Genomic DNA, 24,033 nt, shown 5'->3' with positions numbered 1-24,033 from the left:
GCTTGTTGCAGAGCCGCGCCCTTCATCTTGCCAGATTAACTCCGGGGGGCCCGCAGGGCGGGGGCAGCGCCCCCTCGGCCCCGCCGCCCCGCGCCAGCGTATGTGATGTGACGGCACGGCTGTCAGGCATGGTGCGGGCCGCATGGGCGATCAGCTCAATCGGGCCCCAGCCGGTCGGCGCGGCGCAGGCCGGGGAACAGCCGCAGATACACGGCGCAGACCGCCAGCGCGGCAACGCCGCCCGCTGCCACCGCCACCACCGGACCAAGGAACGCCGCCATGCTGCCCGCCCGGAACGCGCCCAGCTCATTGGAGGCGCCGATGAACAGCACGTTCACCGCGTTGACCCGCCCGCGCAGCCCATCGGGCGTGTTCAGTTGCACCAGCGAGGCGCGGATCACCACGCTGATCATGTCGGCCCCGCCCAGCACCGCCAGCGCCAGCGCCGACAGCCACAGGTTGGCCGACAGCGCGAACACCACCGTAGCGATGCCGAACACCGCGATCGACCAGAACAGCTTGGCCCCCGCGCCGCCGGTGATGGGCTTTGATGCCAGCCAGCCTCCGACGATGATCGCCCCCACCGCCGGGGCGGCGCGCAGGATGCCAAGTCCGGTGGCATCGGTGCCAAGGATATCGCTGGCATAGACCGGCAACAGCGCAATCGCGCCTCCCACCAGCCCCACGAACAGATCGAGCGAGATCGCCCCCAGCAGGATCGGCTGCGCCAGAATGAACCGAATGCCAGCGGTCAGCTCGTCCCGGCCCTGCTTGCGGGGGGCGCCGCTGTGCTTCGGCTTTGGCACCAGCAACACCAGCCCCACCGACACCAGCGATGCCGCCCCCGCCACCGCATAGGCCAGCCCCGGCGCGAGGCCATACAGGATGCCCCCCAGCACCGGCCCGACGATCATCGAAATCTTGAAGGCCGAGCTGTTCAGCGCCAGCGCGGCGGGCAGATGCCGGGCGATTACCAGGTTGGGGGCCAGCGACTGGCGCACCGGGTTATAGAACGCCCGCGCGGCGCCAAACAGCGCCATCAGCGCAAACACATATCCGGCCGACAGCTGCCCCGCCTGCGTCAGCCACAGAAAGCCCATCGAAATCGCCGCCATCACGCCAAGGCAGATCCCCATCAGCCTGCGCCGGGGAAAGCGGTCGGCGGCAGCCCCGGTGATTAGAACCAGCGCCAGCGCCGGCAGGAATTGCGACAGCCCGACCCATGCCAGATCCATCGGATCGCCGGTCAGCTCGTAAAGCTGCCAGCCCACGGCGACGGTCTGCACCTGCACCGACAGCCCGTTGAAAAACAGCGCCGCCAGAAAACTCGGGTAGCCGCGATTGCCTAGGACGGCCCAGCGGTTCATATCGATCCTTTCGCAAAACTGCGCCGATGTAACGCCGCGCCGGGGGCCGCGCCAATCCCTCAAATCTCTGCGTGTCATCGGAAAATCGCGCCGATCGTGGCGCAAGGGCTGATGCACCCGCGCGGGGCGGAATCGGGGTCAGCCCTGCCGGATCCGCGCAAGGATCTGCACCTTGTGATCCTGCCCGCCAAAGAACACCGCCAGAAGGTCGATGCGCCGGGCGGTCTCGTCGATGCGAAAGTAAAAGATCGCGCGGCGCCGGGTGACCCAGCGCAGACCGTCCATCACCTCGGGCCACAGCGTGCCCTGATGCGGCTGGCGGGCCAGCGCGTCGATGTCCTCTTCGATGCCGTGCAGACGGTTCACCGCCTGATCAAAGGCCTCCTGCGGCGATGCGCCCAGATCGCCGTAAGCGTTCAGCAGATGGTCGAAGATCGACTCGAGATCCCGGCGGCAGGCAACCGCGCGCCGGATCTCATAGACCATGCGCGGCGCGTTTGCGGGCGATCATGTCTTGCGCGGCGCTGCGGGCGGTCTCGGTGTCATCGAACGGGCCATTGGCGCGCTCGGTGAAAAAGGCGCGCAGCGCGGCCAGTTCCGCCGCCTCGCGTTCGGTCTCCTGTTGCAGCAGATCCAGCCCGCGCTGCACCACCGCGCTGGCGCTGGCAAAACGACCTTGCTGCACAAGCGCCCGGACAAAGGCATCTTGCTGGTCGGACATGGAAACCGAAGCCTTGACGGACATGGTGTGCCTCCCGTTGGTGCTACTGAGTAGTATAGGAGCGCACCCCGGCGCTGGCAAGCCTTGCAAGCGCCGCCAGTGGCCACGCCACGTTGCCACGACGCACAAGGCGCGCCCGAGGACGGATCAGCGCCGGTCACAACCGGGGGAATAGGGAGGGGAGGTCATGTCTTTGATCAGCGCCTTGGCCCGTAGCGCTTTGGCGCTGCGGCCGGGCGCGGGCTGATCGTGGTCGCTTGCGTTGATCCGGTCTTGCGCGGCGCGACGGCGGCGCGATCAGCGCCTACGCAACAAGACGGCACAGGCGGGGCCTGACAGTATAGCGGCCCCGCTGAGTGGCAAGCCGATCAGTTGAGAGCATTCCACTCGCGCTGCAGGGTCTTGTGCAGTGCTTCACCGGTTTCGCCGCGTGCCATGGCATCTTCCGCGACGCGGCTCATGTGCAGCGCTTCGCTGAAGGCTTTGCCAAACCGGGCAAAAAAGCCAAACGGGTTGAAGTGGACGCGGGGGAAGTGGGTCAGGTCGAGATGGGCCATTGCGGCGCTCCGTGCAGAATCTTTGTTGCCTCGAATCTAGGGCATGCTGCGTCGCAGCACCACCGAACGCTGGGTCTTGCCGCCATGCGCTCAGTGCATGGCGAAACGCGACCCCGCCACCGCCGGGCAGCCGGCAAGTCCCCGCAAAGGCAGCGGCGGCGGGCGCATGAATTCACCCGCGATGCGACAAACTCTCGCCCAAGTTCGGGGCGATACCCGTACTCGCCCGCCAATTTCCGAAGGACACGGCATGCTTGACGCAGAATTCGACAGTTATGTTGGCGAGTACGCCGCGCAGCACGCCCAAAGCATTCGCCTGTCGGGGGAAACCCCGGGCTATTTCGCCGAGTACAAGATCCGCGAACTGGCCCGCATGGCGCGGGGCTGGGGCTATAGCGACCCGCAGATCCTCGATTTCGGCAGCGGCATGGGCAACTCGTTGCCCGGCCTGCGCAAATATTTCCCCGGCTCGAAGATCAGCGCGGCGGATGTGTCGGCGCAAAGCCTTGCCGCCGCGCAGCGTCTGCACGGCGCGCGCGAGGCGCAGCTGTTGATCGGTGCGGGCGGCATTCCCGCCCCCGATGGCAGCTTTGACATCAGCTTTACCGCCTGCGTGTTCCACCACATCCCCGAGGCCGAACATCTGCGCTGGCTAAGCGAACTGCGCCGGGTGACGCGCCCCGGCGGGCGGCTGGTGATCTTTGAACACAACCCGCTGAACCCGCTGACCCGCCACGCGGTGCGGATCTGCCCGTTCGATGCCAATGCCGTGCTGATCGGATCGGGCGAGATGCGCGCGCGTATGGTCGCGGCGGGCTGGGACGCGCCGAAGGTCGATCACCATGTGTTCTTTCCCCGCGCGCTGGCCCGGCTGCGGGGGCTGGAAAACGCCCTGCGCTGGTGCCCGCTTGGCGGGCAATACGCCGCCTATGCGCAAAGGGGCTGACCGATGAGCGCCGCCGCCACGCCTCTGACCGGCCAGATCTGGCGCTATGGCGCTGTCGGGCTGGTCAACACCGGTTTCGGGCTGGCGCTGATTGCCGCGCTGCATCTGGGGCTTGGCCTTGGCCTGACGGCGAGCAACGCGGCCGGGTACCTGTGCGGCTGGCTGATCTCGTATCAACTCAACCGGCGCTGGACCTTCCGCCATCGCGGCGCCGTGCGGCGCAGCCTTGTCGCCTACGGCGCGCTTGTGCTGGTTGCCTTTGGCATCAGCCTGTCTCTGGTCGCCGGGGCGCTTGCGCAGGGCTTGCCCTATCTGCCCGCGCAGGCGGCGGGCGTGTGCCTTTACAGTGCCATTGTCTTTTTCGGAGCCCGCCATGTCGTATTTGCAAGCCATTGACCCCGCGCCCGCCGCTTTGCGCGCGGTGCCCGAGCTGACGATTGTCGTGCCCTGCCACAACGAGGAAGCCGCGCTGCCGCCTCTGTTCCGTCGGCTTGAGGCGCTTAATGACGATCTGCTCGGGCAGGGGCAGCTGACCCGCCCGCTGCGGCTGCTGCTGGTCGATGACGGCTCGAACGACCGCACATGGGAGCTGATCGAGCGCGCCCGCACCACGCTGCCGGTGCAGGGCCTGCGCCTTGCCCGCAACCGGGGCCACCAGACCGCGCTGCTTGCCGGATTGATGCAGGCACAGACCGAGGTGGTCGTCAGCATGGACGCCGATCTTCAGGACGACCCTGCGGCGATTGCCGAGATGCTGGGCGCCTACCGGCGCGGCGCCGAGATCGTGTTCGGGGTGCGCGACCGGCGCGACAGCGACACATGGTTCAAGCGCCGCTCGGCCCGCGCCTATTACGCGCTGCTGGACCGGCTTGGCGTTGATCTGCTGCAGGATCACGCCGATTTCCGCCTGATGAGCCGCAAGGCGCTGAGCGCGCTGGCCGCTTACGGCGAGGGCAACCTGTTCCTGCGCGGCCTCGTGCGCGATCTGGGCTTTCAATCCGAGATCGTGCTTTATGACCGCGCCGCCCGCTCCGAGGGCGAAAGCAAGTACAGCCTTGGCAAGATGCTCTCGCTTGGCATCGAGGGGCTGACCTCGTTCTCGGTCAAGCCGCTGCGGATGATCGTGCTGGCCGGGATGCTGGTGGCGGGGCTGGCCTTTGGCTTTGGCCTGTGGAGCTTTGTCGAATGGACCATGGGGCGCACCACTCCGGGCTGGGCGTCGATCGTGCTGCCGCTAAGCCTGCTGGGCGGGATGCATCTGATCGCGCTGGGGGTGATCGGCGAATATGTCGGCAAGATCTACCACGAAACCAAACGCCGCCCGCGCTACATCATCGACGAGATCGCCAGCCATGACGGCGCCACCCGCGCCGCGCCGCCCCTGAAAAGCATGGCGCGATGATCGCCGCCGCCGCAATGCTGCGGGGGCGCGTCGCGCTCAACCCGGCGGCGCTGGCGCTGGGGTTCGTGCTGCTCTGCACGGTTCTGCCCTTGCTGCGCCACGCGCATCTGCCGCTGGTCGATCTGCCCAACCATATCGCCCGGCTGCATCTGGCGGCCACGGCCAGCGATGGCCCGATGGCGCAATATTTCAGCTATGCCTTTGCGCTGGTGCCCAATTCCGCCGCCGATCTGCTCTGGCAGGGGTTGGGGCATCCAACCGAGGTCGAACGCTTTGCCGGGCTGGTGATGGCCAGCGCGGCGCTGAACCTCGTGCTGGGCACCATGGTGCTGGCGCGCTACCTGCATGGCCGCTGGACGCTGTGGTCCGCCGGGGTTGGTCTTGTGGTCTACAACATGGCGTTTCTGTTCGGGTTTCAGAATTTCGTCTGGTCGCTGCCGTTCGGGCTGTATGCGCTGATGCTGTGGCTGCATCTGGAGCCGCGCGCCACATGGCTGCGCGTGGCGGTGTTCGTGCCGGTGGCGCTGGCGCTGTATCTGGCGCATTTCTTTGCCTTCGCCTTCTTTGCCGCCATGGTGCTGGGCCGCGAGGTGCAGACCCTGATCGAGGCGCGCGGCCGCGGGTTTGCGCGCCGGTTTGCTCTGGCGCTGCCGTTTGTGCTGCCGCTGGGCTGGCTGATCGTCTCGACACTGCGCGCGCCGCCCGCCGCCTCCGGCAGCTTTACCAGCTGGCTGACGCTGAAGGGCTGGCTGCTGCGCTGGCGGCATCTGCTGCTCAGCCCCGATGCCGCGCTGTCCGACCCGATCAACCTGCTGGGCCTCGCGGCAACCTGCCTGCTGGGGCTTCTGGGGTTGCGGCTGTTTGCCCGCAGCGGGCCGCGCCTTGTACTCGATGCGCGGATGCGCGGGGCGGTGATTGCGCTGGCGGCGGTGTCGGTGCTGGCACCGCAATGGCTCAACGGGGTGGCGCTGGTCGATATCCGCGCGCCGGTGCTGCTGCTGGCGGCGATCTTTGCCGGAACCACATGGCAGAGGCTTTCGCCGCGCGGCGGCTGGCTGCTGGCGGCGGTGTTCGCGGTGCTGATCGCCGGGCGTGGGCTGTATTTCGACCGGATGGCGGCGCGCTATTCCGCCGATATCGAAGACATGTACAGCATCGCCGAGTCGTTGCCGGCGGGGGCGCGGGTTCTACCGCTGCGCGCGCCGGGCATGGAAAACGACCGGCTGTTCCACCACGCGCAGGCATTGCTGGTGGCGCGGCGCGATGTCTATGTGCCGACGCTGTTTCAAGGCGTTCACGCGCTGAGCCTGAAACCGCAATGGGCCGATCACGCCCACCCGGCGCTGTTTTCCATCGACCTGCGCCGGGCGTTGTCACCGGACGACCCGGATCTGCCGCCGATCTTCCTGACCGGCGCTGCGCCCGAATTCGCCCGCGACTGGCAGCGCAAATATCACTATGCGCTGCTGTTCGATGCCCATGATCCCGCCGACCCGCGGCTGAGGCCCATCGCCCGGCAAGGCCGCATGACGCTGTTCGCGGTGCACCCCGGCCCCGGCGATCGTGTCGCCGTCATGACGCCGCAGGCTCGACCAGCACGCTGATGAACTGCACATGCGGGTCGAGCATCTCTTCGACCCCGTGCACCACCTCGGCCAGAAAGGTCAGGGAATCCCCCGGCTCCATCACGAACAGCTCGTCGCCCGAGCGGTAACGCATTCGCCCGGTCAGCATATACAGGAACTCCTGCCCCGGATGCTGGAAGCGGGCATAGGGGGCGGCATCGTCCTTCATGTCGATCAGGTAGCTTTCGAACAGCCGCCGCCCGCCGAATTGCCCGCTGAGCAGCCGGTAGGCATGGCCGTGGCGGGTGCCGGTGCGCACCACCTCGGGCTGATCGGCGGCTTTCATCTGCTGCGCCGCGCCGGGGCGGGTTTCGGCAAGGCGGAACAGCTCTGACAGCTCGATCCCCAACGCGCCGCCAATGCGGATCAGCACGTCGAGCGAGGCCGAGGTCTGCCCGGTTTCCAGCCGCGACAGCATCGCCACCGAAACCTGCGCCACCGCGGCCAGATCCGCCAGCGTCAGCTTTAGCTGCTGGCGGGTGTGGCGGATCACCCGGCCAAGGCGCTGCTCCATCGGCATCGGGCTGACCGCGACGCTGCGCCGTTCAAAGGCCTCGGCGTGGTCGCGCCGCAGCCGGTCGACGTCTGGGGGGTCTGTCTTGCTCAAGCCGGAATCCTTTGTCTGCGCCGGGAAAGGCTAAGGTGCGGGCGGTATAATGCAAAGAAAAGCGGCAGGGAATTTGCGTGGGATGCAAATCTATTGCACAGGTGTTGACGTTTTGCGCATCCCGCGCCTAGCGTCAGGGCAGATTTTGCAACAAGGACCGAGCCACAGCATGACAGCAGACCTGCCAGAAATGAGCGCCTTCAAGGATATGCATGTCGGGCTGTTCGACCTTGACGGGCTGTTCTGCCACAAGTTGATGCAGGGGCGCAAAGCCGCGAAACTGGCCGACAAGGGCTATAGTTTCTGCGATGTGATCCACGCGTGGGACAGCGCCGAAGTGCAATGGGACGATCATCGCACCTATATCGACCGCCCGGCAAAGATCCATACCGACACGCTGCGCCGCTGGCCTTTTGGCCCCGATGCCGGGCTGATGATCGCCGATTTCACCGGCGATTACGGCGTGCTCTCGCCGCGCAATCAGGCCGCGCGGCAGCTGGACAAAGCCGCCGCCATGGGCTTCGAGGTCACCGCTGCGTTCGAATATGAATTCTTCCTGCTGGCCGAGACTCCGGACAGCCTGCGCGCGAAAAACTACCGCGATCTGGACCATTTCGCCAAGAACAACCGCACCTATTCGCTGCAATCCGCCGCCGCCCATGGCGATTTGTTCGACGGGCTGCGCGCGGTGATGGAGACGCTCGATATCGGGCTCGACAGCCTGCACACCGAATTGGGGCCGGGCTGTTTCGAAGCGCCGCTGGCGGTGGCAAAGGGGCTCAAGGCCGCCGATGATGCGGCGCTGTTCCGCAATTTCGCGCGGGCGTATTTTGCGCGCCAAGGGCTGACCAGCGTGTTCATGTCAAAGCTCGATCCCGGCCTGTCGGGGCAATCGGGGCATTTCCATATTTCGCTGCACAAGGACGGCCCGGCGTTCAGCGACCCTGCCGCGCCCGACGGGCTGAGCCAGACCGCCCATGCCTTTCTGGCCGGGCTGTTGCAGCTGATGCCCGAAATGCTGGTGCTCACCGCGCAGACCGTCAACGCCTACAAGCGCCTCGTGCCCGGCGCATGGGCCCCGACATGGGCCAGCTGGGGGGTGCAGAACCGCACCTGCGCCGTGCGCATCGTCAACGACACCCCCGAGGCGACGCGCATCGAATTCCGCGTGCCCGCCGCCGACAGCAACCCCCATGCGGTGATGGCGCTGTGCCTTGCCGCCGGTTTGCACGGCATCGAACAGGGGCTGACCCCGCCGCCACCCACCACCGGCAGCGCCTATGACGTGACGCCAGAGCCAGCGCAGCGCTTTCCGCGCGATCTGATCGAGGCGGCAGACCGGCTGGAGGCCTCGACCACCGCGCGGCAGTTGCTCGGCGATACCTTTGTCGATCACTGGGTTCGCTCGCGCCGCTTCGAGGTGCAGGATTACCTGCGCCACGTCTCGGACTGGGAAATCAAACGCTATATCGAGCTTTTCTGACGGAAGACCCCATGCTGGACACATCCTGCCCCCCCGATCGTAGCTGGTCCTGGCCGACCGCTATCCGCTTTGGCGCCGGGCGCCTGAGCGATCTGCCCGCCGCGCTGCGCGAGCTGGGCGCAAGCAACCCGCTGTTTGTTACCGACGAGGGGTTGCTGCCGCTGCCCCCGGCGCAGGCCGCGCTGGCGGTGCTGAAGGATGCCGCCATGGCGCATGGCGTGTTTGCCGAGGTGCAGCCCAACCCCACCGGCGTTTCGGTGGAACAGGGCGTCGTGGCGTTTCGCGCCGGGGGCCATGACGCGGTGATCGCCTTTGGCGGTGGCTCGGCGCTGGATGCGGCCAAGGCGGTGGCGCTGATGGTGCACCAGAGCCGCCCGATCTGGGATTTCGAAGACATCGGCGACAACTGGACGCGGGTCGATACCAGCCGGACCGTGCCGGTCATCGCCATCCCGACCACCGCCGGAACCGGGTCCGAGCTTGGCCGCTCGTCGATCATCACCGACAGCGCGGCGCATCGCAAGCTGATCATCTTTCACCCGATCATGATGCCGCAGATCGCCATTCTCGACCCCGAGCTGACCGTGGGCCTGCCCCCGGCGCTGACCGCCTCCACCGGGATGGATGCGCTGTGCCACGCGCTCGAAACATGGATCACCCCGAATTTTCACCCGATGGCCGACGGGCTGGCGCTTCAGGCGCTGCGGATGATCAAGGATGCCCTGCCGCGCGCCTTTGCCGATGGCACCGATCTGGCGGCGCGCGCCGACATGCTGATCGCCTCGGGCATGGCCTGCGTGGCGCTGCAAAAGGGGCTGGGCGGCGTGCATGCGCTCAGCCATTCGCTGGGGGCGGTGTATGATCTGCCGCATGGGTTGCTGAACGCGATCCTGATGCCGCATGTCACCGCGCTCAACATGCCCGCAGCCGAGGCCCGGCTGGCCGAACTGGCGCGGCTGCTGGATCTGCCGGGGCAAGGGGCGCAGGCGGTCATCGACTGGCTTGAAACGCTGCGCGATACGTTGGACATCCCGGCCTCTCTGCGCCCGCTGGGGGTGGACGAGGCGCGGCTGGACGAGGTTGTCGCGCTGGCGCTGCGCGACCCCTGCGCCGTCGCCAACCCGGCGCCGTTTGATGCCGAACTCGCGGGGACCATGCTGCGGCGGGCACTGGGGTAAGCGCCCGCCCGGCTAGCCGCGGCGCGGGCCTGATGTGCTGACGCCATGGGTGCGCTGATGCCCGCCCGCGCCCGGTTCGGGATCGGCGGGCGGGGGCACGATACCGCCGGTTTCGGGGGTCTGTTCGATGCCCGAAAGCTCCTCGCCGCGAAAGGCGGCCTCGAAGGCGCGCAGGCGCTTGTAGATCGACAGCAGCTCGACAATCGTGGTCCATGAATTGACGAGAAACTGAAAGGCGTTGCTGACCTGCCCGAAGGCGGTCAGGATCTGCTGCCACAGCCCCAGCGTGATCTGGCCCGCCACGATGGTCGGCACGAGGATGATATTGACGTAAATATTGTCGGCCTGAAGATACAGCCCTCGCGCCACGTTGAAATACATATAGTGGAAATACAGCCGGAAATAGTTGCGCCGCACATTGCCGAACAGCTCGGTGACGGTGGGTGGGCTGGCGCGGCTGGCATCGTCTTCGCCGTAGACCAGTTCCTTGCGATAGGCCGCCTCGACCCGCTGGTTGAGGAATTCCAACCCCGGCAGCCGGATGCCCACCAGCGCCAGCAGCCCGGTGCCAAACGCCGCCCAGAACATCAGCGCGATGAACAGCGGATGCGGGATCACCCCGACCAGCGGCAATTCGGTGACATATTGCGACAGGCTCCAGAGCACCGGCAAAAACGCGATCAGCGTCATCACCGCATCGACCACCGACACGCCGAGCCCCTCCATGATGGTGGCAAAGCGCATGGTGTCTTCCTGAACCCGCTGCGACGCACCCTCGATCTTGCGGATGCGCGGCCAGCGCGACATGTAGAAATCATTCATCGCGGTGCGCCAGCGAAACACGTAATGGCTGACGAAAAACCGTGTGATCACAAAGACAAGCGTGGCGATCATGGCGATTTCGGCAAAGATCACCAACAGCCCGTACAGATCGGCGGCGCTCACCGTGCCATCGCCCGACAGCGCCGTCTGGAACTGGTCAAAGAACGGCCGTCGCCAGTTGTTGATGGCCACGCTGACCTGCACGCCCAGATAGGTGGTCAGCAGGATGAAGGCCGAGCCAAGGATCGACCAGCGTTGCCACGGGTGCGGGCTCAGGATGAACCACGCCGCCGCGAACAGCGCCACCCAGACGATATAGACCACGTAGAACCACAGAAAGGACGGGGTGTAGAAATACGAGATCCCGACCACCGGATCGCCGGTTTCGGGCAGATCGAACCCCAACGCCGCGCCGATGCTGTCTCCGGGGCCGTACCACAGCAGCATTCCGAGCGCCGTCCAGATCAGCGCAGAGACAAAGAACAGTTTCGGCTTGGGGAAGAACGATTCGAACACGCGAAAGAACCTCGGGGGAGAAGGCGCAGCCAGGGCGCATGTTGTCGATGAGCGTGACTGTCACGCCAGCGCCGGTAAAGTCAAATCGCCCGATGTTCACGTTTCGGCGCGTGGCAGGGCGTTGAAAAAATTATCGTGAGGCAATAGGCGGCGCGCGCGGGCCGTGGCATACTGCGAGCCGGACTTCGCGCCGCCCTCGGGGGCGCGGATCTGCGCCTTGCCGGTGGCGCGTTCCAGCGCGGCGATGCAGCGGGTGCTTCCATGTTTTTTGATCCCGGTTCCTATGCGCCCCTTGGGGCGATGCTTCTGGTGGGCGGTGTGTTTGCGCTGTTCACGGTGGAACGCTTTCCCGCCGAGGTGGTGGCCCTTGCCGGGGTCGCGGTGGCGCTGGTCCTTGGCCTCGTTCAGGTCGAGGATGTGCTGAATGCCCTGTCAAACCCGGCGCCCGCCACCATTGGCGCGATGTTCGTGCTTAGCGCCGCGCTGGTGCGCACCGGCGTGCTCGAAGCCATGGCAGGGGCGCTTGGCCGCGGCATGGAGCGTCGCCCGCGCCGCACGGTGCTGGCGTTTTTCGTGCTGGCCGCAATTGCTTCGGCCTTCATGAACAACACGCCGGTGGTGATGATCCTGATCCCGGTGGTGTTCGCGCTGTCGCGCCAGCTGGGCACCAGCGCCTCGCGGCTGTTGATGCCGCTCAGCTACGTGGTGATCATGGGGGGCACCTGTACGATGATCGGCACCTCGACCAACCTGCTGGTCGACGGGGTGGCGCGCCAGCAGGGGCTGGCACCGTTTGCGCTGTTGGAAATCGCGCCGCTCGGGCTGGTGCTGGCGCTGGTCGGCGGCGGCTTTCTGGCGCTGGCCGCGCCGCGTTTCCTGCCCGAGCGCACGCCGCTGGCGCAGATGCGCGGCGGCGCGGCGCGCTCTTGGCAGGTCGAGCTGTTCGTGCCGGTGGGCTCGCCGTTGATCGGGCGCAGCCCCGCCGATGTGTCCGAATTCCGCCGCCCCGGCACCCGGCTGGTCGACCTGATCCGCGCCGATGTCTCGCTGCGCCGCGAGATCGGCGAGGCGCGGCTAGCGGCGGGGGATCGCATCGTGCTGCACGCCCCGGATACCGAAATCGCAGGCTTTCGCGACGGCTCGAAGAGCCTTGCGATTTCCGGCACGCAGGCCGCCACGGCGCGGCGCCATCAGATCGTCGAGGCGCTGATCAAGACCCGCACGCGGCGCTTTGCCAGCCTTGGCTGGCGGCGCAGCCACGGGGTCTATCCGATTGCGGTGCACCGGCACGGCAGCTCGGTCGATCTGGCGGATGAGGCGCTGCATCTGCGCCCCGGCGATACGGTGCTGCTGGATGGCGCGGGCGAGGATATCGCCCGGCTCGCCCGCGACGAGGATCTGGTCTTGTTGGCGCCGATGCAGGCGCGGGCGTTTCGCCGTGGCCGCGCGCCGATTGCGCTGGCGGTGCTGGCGCTGGTGGTGGTCGGCGCGGCGCTGGAGCTGGCGCCGATCCTGCCGCTGGCGATCATCGGCGCGGCCATTGTGCTGCTGACCGGCTGCGTCGAGGCCGACGAGGGGCTGGGCAGCATCGACGGGCGTTTGCTCTTGCTGATCGTGGGGATGCTGGTTCTGGGCACCGCGATGGAGCGCAGCGGCGCGATGATGCTGATCGTCGAGGCAATCTCGGGGCCGCTGCGCCATCTCAGCCCGCTGCTGGCGCTGGCGCTGATCTATGCGGTGACCTCGGTGCTGACCGAGATCGTCACCAACAACGCGGTGGCGGTGCTGATGACGCCGGTGGCGGTGGGCGTGGCCCAGACGCTCGGGCTGGACCCGCGCGCCTTTGTGGTGGTGGTGATGTTCGGGGCCAGCGCCAGCTTTGCCACCCCGATCGGCTATCAGACCAACACCATGGTGTATAACGCCGGTGGTTACAGGTTCACCGATTTCCTGCGGCTGGGATTGCCGATGAACCTGATCGCCGGGGCGGTCACGGTGCTGGTCGCGCCGCTGATTTGGCCGCTTCAGCCCTGAAGCGCGGCCCAAGCGGTGACAAACCCCTCGGCCTTGGCGCGCACCGTCGCCACGTCATCGCCCGGCTTATACAGCGCCGAGCCAAGGCCAAACCCGGCCACCCCGGCGGGCAGGAAATCGGCCATGGTGCCCGGCGTGATGCCACCCACCGGAAACAGCCGCGTGCCCACGGGCAGGATGGTGCGGATCGCCTTGATCGCGGCGGGGCCGACAAGCTCGGCGGGAAACACCTTGAGCCCGCGCGCCCCGGCATGAAGCGCGGCATAGGCTTCGGTTGGCGTGGCGATGCCGGGAATGCAGATCATGCCCTTGGTGGCGGCGGCGCCGATCACCGCGGTATCGGCATGGGGCATCACCACCAGATCGGCGCCGATGGCATCCAGCCTGTCGACATCGGCCAGCGTGGTGACGGTGCCCGCCCCGACCAGCGCCTCGTGGGGCAGAGCGTCGCGCACCGCCTTGATGCTGTCGAAGGGCTCGGGCGAGTTGAGCGGAATCTCGATCAGCCGGAACCCGGCGTCGAAAAGCACCTGCGCGACGGGCACCGCTTCGGGCGGGGTCAGCCCGCGCAGGATGGCGACAAGGGGCAGGGCGGCGCAGGCCGCATCAAGGCGTTGGGCACGATCGGTCATGACTGTCCTTCAGGGATAAGCCCGGCGGCGCGGGCGAAATGATACAGCCCCAGCGGGGCGGGGTTTTCGATCAGCGCCGCAGCGCCAGCGCCGCAGATCTGGCGCAGCGCCGCATCGTAGCGCGCACAAAGCGCGCCGCCGCCAACCAGCAGCAGCGCACCGCCCGCGTGCTGCGCAAGCCCGGCGGCGACCTCATGCCCGATCAGCAGACCCGACATATATTCGGCCAACGCCTCGCCTTGCAGCTGTCCGGTCAGACCCAGCGTGCGGGCGCTGAACAGCTGATGGCTCAGCGCGCCGCCGCTGGCGGCCTCGGCGACGCCGCGGGCAAAGGCGTCGGGGTCTGGCGCGCTCTCGTCGGGCATCAGCCGCCCAAGAATGGAATGGGCGCGCAGCACGGCAAAGATCTCGCCGGTCATGTAGGTGGCAAAGCCGGTGACAGCGCCGCCCTGCACCTGCGCCCATTTGCAATGGGTTCCGGGCAGGATCAGCGTGGCGCTGGCCTGCCGGTCCGGGTGGTCTGCGATGGTTCCTGCGATCTGGATTTCCTCGCCGCGCATCACATCCGGGGGCGCGCCCGTCGGCGCATGGATCAGCCCCGGCGCGATCAGCATCTCGCCGCGCGGGGTCTGCACCCGCCCGGCGGCACCGCTCAGCTGCGAGACATCGGCGGGGCAGGGCAGGTAGGGCACCTCGGCCCAGCCCTGCGCGCTGCCGACCATGCCGCAGGCGACCAGCGGTGCGTCGGGCCAGCCATCGGTCAGCGCATTCAGCGCCGCGGCGAAGCCATCGGCGCCGGGCTGCGGCAGATGCTGGATGCCATGCCCCGAGGCGCGGGTCTCGAGCACACCGCCCCCCGGCGCGATGCGAAAGGCGCGCAGGCTCGAGGTGCCCCAATCAAGCGCAATCAGCGCGGTGTCGCTCATCTGTCTCTCCATTCAAGGGTCGTGCGGGCCGCGCGCTGCGGCCGTTGCGGGCGGCGTCATCGCGGCGAGGTCGAGCCGCGCGCCATCATCGCAAAGCCCAGATCGACGCGCCGCTCGCTCACCGAGCCGGGGCTTTCGATCTCGGCCAGCAGCATGGCGATGGCGCGCGAACCGATCTCGCGGCGCGGCGTGGCGACGGCGCTTAGCGAGGGCACCATCTGCCGCGCCATCTCGATGTCATTGTAGCTGCAAATGCCCAGCTCGCGCGGCACGTCGATGTTGCGGGCGCGCGCCTCCATCAGGGCGCCGACGGCAAGGTCGTCGTTGTTGCACATCACCGCGTCGGTGTCGGGCGCGCGGTCGAGAAGCTGTTCGAGAAGCTGCCGCCCAAGCCCCACCGAAGAGGGCAGCGGCGTGGTGACGATGCGCGCCTCGTCATGCAGCCCGGCGGCGCTGGCCGCGTCGCGAAACGCCTCGAGACGGCGGCGCGCGCGCGGGTCCATCCGCGCCGACAGGAAGCCCAGCCGCCGGTAGCCGCAGGCGCGCAGATGCTCTGCCCCGGCCCGCACCGAGGCCAGCTGGTCAAACCCGACGCACATATCCACCGCGTCATCCGAGGTTTCCATGATCTGCACGATCGGGCAGCTCGCCTGTTCAAGCAGGGCGCGCGCGGCATCGGTCTGATCGCGCGACGAGACGATCATCCCGGCCGGGCGCTGGCTGAGAAAGGCGCGGATCAGGCCTTCTTCTTCCAGCGCGCTGTAGCGGTAATTGCCGATCTGGATGAAAAAGCGCGTGTCCTGCGCGCCGTCATAGACCCCGCGCAGCACGTCGGAAAACACGTTGTTGGTCAGCGAGGGCACCAGCAACCCGATGGTCGAGGTGCTGCGCGAGGCCAGCGCCGAGGCCGCCGGGTCAGGGGTATAGCCCAGCTTGCGCACCGCCTCTTCGACCTTGGCGCGGGCTTTCTGCGACACGATTCCGGGCGAGCGAATCGCGCGGGAAACAGTGATCGCGCTAACACCAGCCTCGCGCGCAACATCGGCAAGGGTGGGGCGGTCTGATCCTGCGCGCGATTTTCTGGGCATGGGCCGTGATCCTTTTGTTACTGTCTTTCTTGCTGAAATATCGCGATGGTTCAAGCGAAACCGCTTTGCGCCGTGGATCGTGGGCGGGCGAAAAACTGCGGCCTCAGATAATGATTGCGCTGTCATTTATGCTGTCCTATGGTCCGCCCAGACCCGGCGCGCAGAGCCATGTGCCCGGGCCATGGATTCTTGGAGGAGCCCAGCATGTCCATTCTTTCCCGTCGCAGCCTGTTCGCAGGCGTTGCCATGACCCTTGCCCTTGCCAGCACCGCGCAGGCACAGGAATACACCTTCCGCATCCAGTCGTCGGACCCGGCGGGCAACACCAACTTCCTGCTGCAAAAAGAGTGGGCGCAGATGGTGTCGGAAAAGACCGACGGGCGTATCGCTGTCGAAATGATGCCGGTGGAAACCATCGTGGCGCATTCCGAAACCATGGACGCGGTCGCCGCGGGCATCCTTGATGGCCATTTCACCGACACCTCCTATGCCTCGGGCAAGGATGCGGCCTTCGGGCTGATCGCCAACCCGGTCGGCGCATGGTCGGACCCCAGCCAGATGTTCGATTTCATGGCGAATGGCGGCGGCAAGGAGCTGATGAACGAAATGCTCGAACCTTATGGTTTGCATTTCATCGGCGCGACCACGCCGGGGCTTGAAGCCTTCGTGGCCAAGGTGCCGCTGGACGGGGTGGCCGATCTTCAGGGTCTGAAGCTGCGCGCCCCCGAAGGCATGGTGCAGAACGTGTTCGCCGCCGCTGGCGCCGCGCCGGTGAACCTGCCGGGGTCCGAGGTGTTCACCTCGCTCGACAAGGGGGTGATCGACGCCGCCGATTATAACACCTTCTCGACCAACGCCGCGCAGGGCCTGCATGACGTGGCCAAGCACCCGGTCTATCCCGGCTTCCATTCGATGCCGCTGATCGAAGTGTCGGTGAACCTGTCGAAATGGAATTCGCTGCCCGACGATCTGAAGACCGCGATGGAAGAGTCGGTGGCGGAATTCGCCGTCTACCAGTCGCAGACCGTGCATGAGCGCGACATGGAAGCCGCCAAGGAAGCCGAAGCCAGCGGTGAGATCACCATTCACGACTGGTCTGATGAAGAGCGCGCCAAGTTCCGCGCCATCGCCCGCAGCCAGTGGGAAGATGCCGCCAAGGCCTCGGCCAACAGCCAGAAGGTCTATGACCTGCTGACCGCCTATCTGATCGAAAAAGGGCTGATGGAGGAATAATCCCCATCCTGCCCGTTGCCCCCGGCCCCCTCTGGCCGGGGGTTTTCCGTTTTCCCACCCGAGGCCGCCATGTCCGACATCATCGACGAGACACTCGCCAATCATAACAAGACCCCCGAGGCCGCCCCCGAAGCCGGGGCGTTTGGCCGGGCTGTCAATGCGGTGGGGGTGCTGTTTGCCATCGGCATTCTCGCCTCGGCGGCGCTGCTGATGTATGAGGTGGTGCTGCGCTACGCGTTCAACGCGCCGACCAAATGGGTGCATGAAACCGTGGTGTTCCTGAGCGCCATCGCCTTTGTCTACGGCGGGCTTTATGCCGCCGCGATCGACAAGCACATCCGCGTGGTGATCTTTTACGATCGCATGTCCGAGGGGCTGCGCAGGCTGTTCGATGTGGGGATCTCGGTGATCTGCCTCGTGGCGTCGGTGTTCTTTGCCTGGGCGGCGTGGCTGAGCGTGAAGCGGGCCGCATGGACACCGCAGGGCGAGTTCCGGCTGGAAACCTCGGGCTCTGCGTGGAACCCGGCCTATCCGGGGCTGCTCAAGATCTTTCTCTTCGTGATCCTGATCCTGCTGGCGATCCAGTTTGCGATCTTCACGGTCAATTACCTGCGCAAGAAAGCCGACTGATGGAATTCCTTGATTTTCAGGCGATGGGCATTGGCGGCGCGACGCTGGCCATGTTCATCATGCTGCTGGTGCTGCTGCTGACCGGGATGCCGCTGGCCTTCGTGACGCTGCTGGTGGCGCTGATCTTTGCGCTGGGGTGGTTCGGGCCGATGGCGGTGCCGCTGATCACCTCGCGGATCTTCAGCTTTGTGAACAGCTTTGTCTTCGTCTCGGTGCCGATGTTCGTGCTGATGGCGGCGATCCTCGACCGATCCGGCATCGCGCGCGATCTGTTCGATGCGATGAAGGTGCTGGCCGGGCGCATTCGCGGCGGCGTCGCGATCCAGACGCTGCTGGTGGCGGTGGTGCTGGCCGCGATGTCGGGCATCATTGGCGGCGAGGTCATCCTGCTGGGCCTGCTGGCGCTGCCGCAGATGCTGCGGCTGGGCTATGATCGCAACCTTGCCATTGGCGTGTGTTGCGCGGGCGGCGCGCTTGGCACCATGGTGCCGCCGTCGATCGTGCTGATCATCTACGGGCTGACCGCCAACGTCTCGGTGGGCGATCTGTTCAGCGCCGCCTTCATTCCGGGGCTGATGCTGGCGAGCTTTTATGCCGCCTATATCCTGATCCGCGCCTATCTGAACCCGGCGCTGGCCCCCATCGCCGAACACGAAGACATCAGCCGCCGCGAAAAGCTGCGCCTGCTCAAGGGGCTGTTCCTGCCGATCCTCGTGGTGATCTTTGTGCTGGGCTCGATCTACGGCGGCATCGCGTCCGTCACCGAGGCCTCGGCCATCGGGGTCATCGGGGTCACGCTGTCGACCATCATCCGGGGCGAATTCAGCGTCGAGCTGATGATCGGCGCCGCCAAGCAGACGCTGCGAACCGTGGGCATGATCGTGTGGATTGGCATCGGCGCATCGGCGCTGGTGGGGGTGTTCAACCTGATGGGCGGCATCAACTTCGTCTCCAGCCTGATCACCGGCATTTCCGACGAGCCGATCGTGGTCATCCTGTTCATGATGCTGATCCTCTTCGTGCTGGGCATGTTCCTTGACTGGGTCGGCATCGCGCTGCTGTGTATGCCGATCTTCGTTCCCATCGTGCGCGAGATGGGCTACGACCCGGTGTGGTTCGGCGTGGTGTTCGCAATGAACATGCAGGTCAGTTTCCTGTCTCCGCCGTTTGGCCCGGCGGCGTTTTATCTCAAATCCGTGGCGCCGCCGGATATCTCGCTCGGCGACATTTTCCGCTCGCTGCTGCCGTTCATCGCGATGCAGGTTCTGGCCGTCGCGCTGCTTATCATCTTCCCCGGCATCACCGGACACTAGGAGCCTTGTCATGACCGACCCCCGCAAGCTGCGTTCGACAAGCTGGTTCAACGATCTTGGCGACCCCGAGATGACGGCGCTGTATCTAGAACGCTATCTCAACTACGGGCTGACCCTTGACGAGCTGCGCTCGGGCAAGCCGATCATCGGCATCGCCCAGACCGGCAGTGACCTGTCGCCCTGCAACCGCCACCACATCGAGCTGGCCAAGCGCACCCGCGACGGCATCATCGCCGCTGGCGGCGTGCCGCTGGAAATCCCGGTGCATCCGATTCAGGAAACCGGCAAGCGGCCCACCGCGATGCTGGATCGCAACCTTGCCTATCTGAGCCTTGTCGAAAGCCTGTTCGGCTATCCGATCGACGGCGTGGTGCTGACCATCGGCTGCGACAAGACCACCCCGGCGCTGCTGATGGCCGCCGCCACGGTGAATATCCCCGCCATTGCCTTCAGCGTCGGGCCGATGCTGAACGGCTGGCACAAGGGCGAGCGCGCCGGTTCTGGCTCGGTGATCTGGAAGGCGCGCGAGAAATACGCCGCCGGCGAGATCGACGGCAACCAGTTCCTCGACATGGCTGCCGCCTCGGCGCCGTCGGTGGGCTATTGCAACACCATGGGCACCGCCAGCACGCTCAATTCTCTGGCCGAGGTGCTGGGGATGCAGCTGCCCGGCTCGGCCTCGATCCCGGCGCCCTACCGCGAGCGCGGCCAGATGGCCTATGCTACCGGCAAGCGCATCGTCGACATGGTGCATGAGGATCTGCGCCCGTCGCAGGTGATGACGCGCGAGGCGTTCGAGAATGCCATCGTGGTCAATTCCGCCATTGGCGGGTCGACCAACGCGCCGATCCACCTTGTGGCCGTCGCCCGGCATCTGGGCATCGAGTTGACCAATCAGGATTGGGAAAGCGTCGGCTATGACGTGCCACTGCTGGCCAATGTGCAGCCTGCGGGCGCCTACCTGTCCGAGGATTTCCACCTTGCGGGCGGCCTTCCCGCCGTGGTGGCCGAACTGCTGCGCGGCGGGCTGATCCCGCACCCCGACGCGCGCACCGTCACCGGCGACAGCTTTGCCGGGCTTTACGCCGATGCGCCTTGCGAGAACACCGATGTGATCCGCCCGCTCGACAAGGCGCTGACGCCGCATGCCGGGTTCCTCAACATGACCGGCAACCTGTTTGACACCGCGATCATGAAGACCTCGGTCATCACGCCGGAATTCCGTGGCCGCTACCTGTCGGACGAGGCCGATCCGATGGCCTTCGAAGGGCCGGTCTTCGTGTTCGACGGCCCCGAGGATTTCCACAAGCGCATCGACGATCCGGCGCTTGGCATCACCGCGCAAAGCATCCTTGTGATGCGCGGCGCAGGCCCGCGCGGCTATCCGGGCGGCGCCGAGGTGGTGAACATGCGCCCGCCGTCTTATCTGATCAAGCAGGGCATCCGCGGGCTGCCCTGCATTGGCGATGGGCGGCAATCGGGCACCTCCGGGTCGGCCTCGATCCTCAATGCCTCGCCCGAGGCGGCGGCGGGGGGCAACCTTGCCATCCTGCGCGATGGTGACATGCTGCGCGTCGATCTGAACACCCGCACCGTGCAGCTGATGGTCAGCGATGCCGAGATCGCCGAACGCCGCGCCGCGCTGGAGGCCGCCGGTGGCTATCAGGTGCCGCAAAGCCAGTCGCCATGGCAGGCGATCTTTCGCGACCGGGTGCGCCAGTTCGCCGATGGCATGGTGCTGGATGGGGCGGACGAATTCCGCGACATCGGCAATGCCACGATGCCGCGCCACAGCCACTAGGGCGCAACTGCTGCCCCGCGCGGCAACGCGCGCATCCCTTGCGCGCTTCGACGCGGCCCGCGCCGGAACCCGCTTGCGGCGCGGATCCTGACAGGCAACATCGCACGGGCGGAGCAGATCCGCCGCCCGTGCAGCCTGAAAGAGACCTCATGACCCGTTCCATCCTTGCCGCCACCGCCCAGCTTGGCCCCATTCAACGCACCGAACCCCGCGCACAGGTGGTCGCCCGGCTGATTGCGCTGATGGAAACCGCCCATGCCCGCGGCGCGCGGCTGGTGGTGTTTCCCGAACTGGCGCTGACCTCGTTCTTTCCACGCTGGCTGCTTGAGGGCGCGGCGCTCGATGCGTTTTACGAAACGCAGATGCCGGGGCCAGACACCCAGCCGCTGTTCACCCGCGCCCGCGAGCTGGGGGTGGGGTTCTACCTTGGTTACGCCGAGCTGACGCCGGACGGGCAGCGGTTCAACACCTCGATCTTTGTCACCCCGGATGGCGAAATCGCCGGGAAATACCGCAAGATTCACCTGCCCGGGCATTACAATTTCGAAGACTGGCGCGCCTTCCAGCATCTGGAAAAGCGCTATTTCGAACATGGCGATCTGGGCTTTGGCGTGTTCAACGCCATGGGCGGACGCTTTGGCATGTGCCTGTGTAATGACCGGCGCTGGCCCGAGACCTTCCGCGTGCTGGGGCTGCGCGGGGCAGAACTGGTGATGCTGGGCTACAACACGCCGCAGCATTACCCGCAGGCCCCCGAACACGACCATTTGCAGGATTTCCACAACCACCTGTCGATGCAGGCCGGGGCCTATGCCAATGGCGCTTGGGTGATCGGCACCGCCAAGGCGGGGCTCGAGGAAGGCTGCGAGTTGATCGGCGGGTCGTGCATCATCGCCCCGACGGGCGAGATCGTCGCCCGCACGCAGGGGCGCGGCGACGAGGTGGCGGTGGCCGAGATCGACCTTGATCGCTGCACCGAACTGCGCCGCAACATCTTCAACTTTGCGCTGCACCGCGAGCCGGGCGATTACGGCCCGATCTGCGAGGGCGCCGAGACCCGCGCCGCCACCCGCGAGGCCTATACCATGGCCGATCGCACTACGCGCTGAAATGCCATCTCGACGCGGCGCGCCCTGCGGGGGATGATCGCCCCCGTGGGCAACAGGGGGCAGCTATGGGCGTGACCCGCGTGAAGACCGCCATTTTGCTGCTGGCCCTCGCCGGGCTGATCGCGGGGCTGGCGCTGCATCTGTCGGGGCAGGCAGGGCTGGCGACGCTGGCGTGGTGGGCCGGGGTGCTGCCGGCGCTGGCCGCGCTGGTGATCGAGATAGCGCGCAGCCTCGGGCGCGGGGAAACCGGGCTTGATATCGTCGCCGCGCTGTCGATGAGCGCGGCGCTTGGCTTTGGTGAAACTCTCGCCGCGGCGGTGGTGGCGGTGATGTATTCGGGGGGCACCTTCCTCGAAGGCTTTGCCGAGGGCCGCGCGCGGCGCGAGATGCAGGGGCTGCTGTCGCGGGTGCCGCGCAGCGCCACGCGGCACCGCAATGGCGCGCTGCAAGAGATCCCGCTTGACGAGGTTGCCCCCGGCGATCGGCTGCTGATCCGGCAGGGCGACGTGGTGCCGGTGGATGGCACGCTGGCCTCGGCCACTGGCTTTGTCGATGCCTCGGCGCTGACCGGGGAATCGCTGCCCATTCGGCTGGAGCGCGGCGCTGAGGCGATGAGCGGCGCCACCAACGTCGGGGAGGCCTTCGACATGATCGCCACCCGCCCGGCCCGCGACAGCACCTATGCTGGCATCGTGCGCCTTGTCGAAGCGGCGCAGCGGGCGCGCGCGCCGATGGCGCGGCTGGCGGATCGCTGGGCGCTGGGATTTCTCGCGGTGACGCTGCTGATCGCCAGCGCGGCCTGGGCGCTGAGCGGCGATCCGATCCGCGCTGTGGCGGTGCTGGTGGTGGCAACGCCCTGCCCGTTGATCCTTGCGGTGCCGGTGGCGCTGGTGGCGGGGCTGTCGCGGGCGGCGCATTACGGCGTGCTGATCAAGGGCGCCCCGGCGCTTGAGGCGCTGGCGCGGATGCGGGTGCTGATCCTCGACAAGACCGGCACGCTGACCGACGGGCGGCCGCAGATCGTGTCGATCTCCTGCCTTGGCGGGCAGACCGAGGCCGAGATCCTGCGCCTTGCCGCCGCGCTGGATCAGGCCTCGCAACATCCGGTGGCGCAGGCCATCGTCGCCGCGGCGCAGGCGCGCGGACTGGCGCTTCCGGTGCCATCGGGCGTGACGGAACATCCCGGCGAGGGCCTTGTCGGGCAGATCGAGGCACACCGGGTGATCGTGGGCGGCGAAGGCTTTGTCGCGGCGCAGATCGGGGCCAGCCCCGGTAGCACGGCGCTGGATGCGGGCGCGCTGCTGGTGGCGGTGGCGATTGACGGGCGCATGGCCGGGCATCTGGTGATGGCCGATCCGCTGCGCGCGGGCATGGCGCAGATCCTGACCGGGCTGCGCCGCGAAGGCATCGCCCGCATCGTGCTGGCCACCGGCGATCGGCGCGAGGTGGCCGAGAGGGTAACGCAGGGGCTTGGGCTTGACGGGCTGAGCGCCGGGATGACCCCGGGCGGCAAGGTGGCGCTGGTGCAGGCCGAACGCGCGCAGGGCCCGGTGATGATGGTTGGCGACGGGGTCAATGATGCACCGGCGCTGGCGGCGGCGGATGTCGGCGTGGCGATGGGGGCACGCGGCGCGGCGGCCTCGGCCGAGGCGGCGGATGTGGTGCTGCTGGTGGACCGGATCGACCGGCTTGGCGCGGGGCTTGCCATCGCGCGGGGCGCGCGCCGCATCGCCCTGCAAAGCGTAGTGGCGGGCATCGGCCTGTCGGTGCTGGGGATGATCGCCGCCGCCTTTGGCGCGCTCAGCCCGGTGCAGGGGGCATTGCTGCAAGAGGTGATCGACGTTGCGGTGATCCTCAACGCGCTGCGGGCGCTGCGGATCGTGCCACGGGTCTGACCGCACCCGGCATCTTCGGGCAAACGGCAGAGACAATGCGCGCGGGTCGACAGGAACGACGGCGGTATCGGGGCGCGGCCCAAACCGCGCCATCGCCCCGCAAGCCCTGTCGGCAATTGCGTCTGTGCGGCGCTTGCGACACAATAGA

22 protein-coding genes are annotated in these 24,033 nt (G+C 67.0%); 13 read left to right on the top strand and 9 right to left on the bottom strand.

The genetic code is table 11. From position 1 onward, the window contains the following. Nucleotides 1-155 precede the first annotated feature (155 nt). From KO516_RS11225 to KO516_RS11210, 4 genes are all read right to left on the bottom strand, one after another. On the bottom strand, nt 156-1,367 hold the full coding sequence (locus KO516_RS11225) for an MFS transporter (RefSeq protein ID WP_216003877.1): 1,212 nt from the start codon (nt 1,365-1,367) through the stop codon (nt 156-158). A 138-nt stretch (nt 1,368-1,505) separates the two neighbouring features. Then, on the bottom strand, nt 1,506-1,853 hold the full coding sequence (locus tag KO516_RS11220; RefSeq protein ID WP_216003876.1) for a type II toxin-antitoxin system RelE/ParE family toxin: 348 nt from the start codon (nt 1,851-1,853) through the stop codon (nt 1,506-1,508). After that, nucleotides 1,843-2,112 carry a type II toxin-antitoxin system ParD family antitoxin gene (locus KO516_RS11215; protein WP_216003875.1) on the bottom strand — a complete coding sequence of 90 codons (270 nt, stop codon included), beginning with the start codon at nt 2,110-2,112 and terminating at the stop codon, nt 1,843-1,845. The genes KO516_RS11220 and KO516_RS11215 overlap by 11 nt, the downstream gene beginning before the upstream one ends. Nucleotides 2,113-2,456: 344 nt before the next feature. Continuing rightward, nucleotides 2,457-2,645: a hypothetical protein gene (locus KO516_RS11210; RefSeq protein WP_216003874.1), complete on the bottom strand. Its 189-nt coding sequence runs from the start codon at nt 2,643-2,645 to the stop codon at nt 2,457-2,459. A 250-nt stretch (nt 2,646-2,895) separates the two neighbouring features. Between KO516_RS11210 and KO516_RS11205 the strand changes: the two genes are divergently transcribed. From KO516_RS11205 to KO516_RS11190, 4 genes are read left to right on the top strand one after another with little or no spacing between them, the layout of a single operon-like run. Next, entirely contained in the window at nt 2,896-3,591 is a 696-nt protein-coding gene (locus tag KO516_RS11205; protein WP_216003873.1) for a class I SAM-dependent methyltransferase, read from the top strand. 3 nt (nt 3,592-3,594) lie between these two features. Beyond that, a complete protein-coding gene (locus tag KO516_RS11200) occupies nt 3,595-3,987 on the top strand; it encodes a GtrA family protein (RefSeq protein WP_216003872.1) in 393 nt (130 codons plus the stop codon). Beyond that, entirely contained in the window at nt 3,965-4,993 is a 1,029-nt protein-coding gene (locus KO516_RS11195; protein ID WP_216003871.1) for a glycosyltransferase family 2 protein, read from the top strand. The genes KO516_RS11200 and KO516_RS11195 overlap by 23 nt, the downstream gene beginning before the upstream one ends. Further along, nucleotides 4,990-6,597 (top strand): hypothetical protein, encoded by a 1,608-nt coding sequence (locus tag KO516_RS11190; RefSeq protein ID WP_216003870.1) that lies wholly within the window; start codon nt 4,990-4,992, stop codon nt 6,595-6,597. The genes KO516_RS11195 and KO516_RS11190 overlap by 4 nt, the downstream gene beginning before the upstream one ends. Here KO516_RS11190 and KO516_RS11185 read toward each other — a convergent pair. Continuing rightward, complete coding sequence (locus KO516_RS11185; RefSeq protein ID WP_216003869.1) at nt 6,566-7,225, bottom strand: helix-turn-helix domain-containing protein; 660 nt, start codon at nt 7,223-7,225, stop codon at nt 6,566-6,568. The two genes, KO516_RS11190 and KO516_RS11185, sit on opposite strands and share 32 nt — an antisense overlap. 169 nt (nt 7,226-7,394) lie before the next feature. Between KO516_RS11185 and KO516_RS11180 the strand changes: the two genes are divergently transcribed. Then, nucleotides 7,395-8,708: a glutamine synthetase family protein gene (locus KO516_RS11180; RefSeq protein ID WP_216003868.1), complete on the top strand. Its 1,314-nt coding sequence runs from the start codon at nt 7,395-7,397 to the stop codon at nt 8,706-8,708. Nucleotides 8,709-8,719: 11 nt separating this feature from the next. Continuing rightward, complete coding sequence (locus KO516_RS11175) at nt 8,720-9,886, top strand: iron-containing alcohol dehydrogenase (RefSeq protein WP_216003867.1); 1,167 nt, start codon at nt 8,720-8,722, stop codon at nt 9,884-9,886. A gap of 12 nt (nt 9,887-9,898) precedes the next feature. Here the strand turns inward: KO516_RS11175 and sbmA are convergent, their stop codons facing one another. Then, the gene (gene sbmA / locus KO516_RS11170) at nt 9,899-11,224 is read right to left on the bottom strand and encodes a peptide antibiotic transporter SbmA (protein ID WP_216003866.1); all 1,326 of its coding nucleotides are present in this window, start codon (nt 11,222-11,224) and stop codon (nt 9,899-9,901) included. A gap of 261 nt (nt 11,225-11,485) precedes the next feature. Here sbmA and KO516_RS11165 point away from each other — a divergent pair, with 261 nt between their 5' ends. Further along, nucleotides 11,486-13,258, top strand: coding sequence for an SLC13 family permease (locus KO516_RS11165; protein WP_216003865.1), 1,773 nt, complete (start codon nt 11,486-11,488; stop codon nt 13,256-13,258). On the opposite strand, the gene KO516_RS11160 is transcribed toward KO516_RS11165, so the two are convergent. From KO516_RS11160 to KO516_RS11150, 3 genes are read right to left on the bottom strand one after another with little or no spacing between them, the layout of a single operon-like run. Then, nucleotides 13,249-13,890 (bottom strand): 2-dehydro-3-deoxy-6-phosphogalactonate aldolase, encoded by a 642-nt coding sequence (locus KO516_RS11160; protein WP_216003864.1) that lies wholly within the window; start codon nt 13,888-13,890, stop codon nt 13,249-13,251. The genes KO516_RS11165 and KO516_RS11160 overlap by 10 nt on opposite strands. Then, the gene (locus KO516_RS11155) at nt 13,887-14,816 is read right to left on the bottom strand and encodes a 2-dehydro-3-deoxygalactonokinase (RefSeq protein ID WP_216003863.1); all 930 of its coding nucleotides are present in this window, start codon (nt 14,814-14,816) and stop codon (nt 13,887-13,889) included. Before KO516_RS11155 ends, KO516_RS11160 begins: the two co-directional genes overlap by 4 nt. 56 nt (nt 14,817-14,872) lie before the next feature. Continuing rightward, the gene (locus KO516_RS11150; protein WP_216003862.1) at nt 14,873-15,904 is read right to left on the bottom strand and encodes a LacI family DNA-binding transcriptional regulator; all 1,032 of its coding nucleotides are present in this window, start codon (nt 15,902-15,904) and stop codon (nt 14,873-14,875) included. A 204-nt stretch (nt 15,905-16,108) separates the two neighbouring features. On the opposite strand from KO516_RS11150, the gene KO516_RS11145 reads away from it, so the two are divergent. The 6 genes from KO516_RS11145 to KO516_RS11120 all read left to right on the top strand — a co-directional run bounded on the left by KO516_RS11145 (nt 16,109) and on the right by KO516_RS11120 (nt 23,885). After that, nucleotides 16,109-17,137, top strand: coding sequence for a TRAP transporter substrate-binding protein (locus tag KO516_RS11145; protein ID WP_216003861.1), 1,029 nt, complete (start codon nt 16,109-16,111; stop codon nt 17,135-17,137). Nucleotides 17,138-17,206: 69 nt separating this feature from the next. Then, complete coding sequence (locus KO516_RS11140) at nt 17,207-17,767, top strand: TRAP transporter small permease subunit (protein ID WP_216003860.1); 561 nt, start codon at nt 17,207-17,209, stop codon at nt 17,765-17,767. After that, on the top strand, nt 17,767-19,080 hold the full coding sequence (locus KO516_RS11135) for a TRAP transporter large permease subunit (protein ID WP_216003859.1): 1,314 nt from the start codon (nt 17,767-17,769) through the stop codon (nt 19,078-19,080). Before KO516_RS11140 ends, KO516_RS11135 begins: the two co-directional genes overlap by 1 nt. A 10-nt stretch (nt 19,081-19,090) precedes the next feature. After that, entirely contained in the window at nt 19,091-20,881 is a 1,791-nt protein-coding gene (locus KO516_RS11130) for an IlvD/Edd family dehydratase (protein ID WP_216003858.1), read from the top strand. 149 nt (nt 20,882-21,030) lie between these two features. Continuing rightward, nucleotides 21,031-21,990 carry an N-carbamoyl-D-amino-acid hydrolase gene (locus KO516_RS11125; protein WP_216003857.1) on the top strand — a complete coding sequence of 320 codons (960 nt, stop codon included), beginning with the start codon at nt 21,031-21,033 and terminating at the stop codon, nt 21,988-21,990. 65 nt (nt 21,991-22,055) lie between these two features. Next, nucleotides 22,056-23,885 (top strand): heavy metal translocating P-type ATPase, encoded by a 1,830-nt coding sequence (locus tag KO516_RS11120; RefSeq protein ID WP_216003856.1) that lies wholly within the window; start codon nt 22,056-22,058, stop codon nt 23,883-23,885. The last annotated feature ends 148 nt before the right edge of the window (nt 23,886-24,033 follow it).

Origin of the sequence: Citreicella sp. C3M06, assembly GCF_018860705.1 — a bacterium.
GTDB lineage: Bacteria > Pseudomonadota > Alphaproteobacteria > Rhodobacterales > Rhodobacteraceae > Salipiger.
Note: the sequence above shows the minus strand (reverse complement) of the source record. Positions and strands in the feature narration are given on the sequence as shown.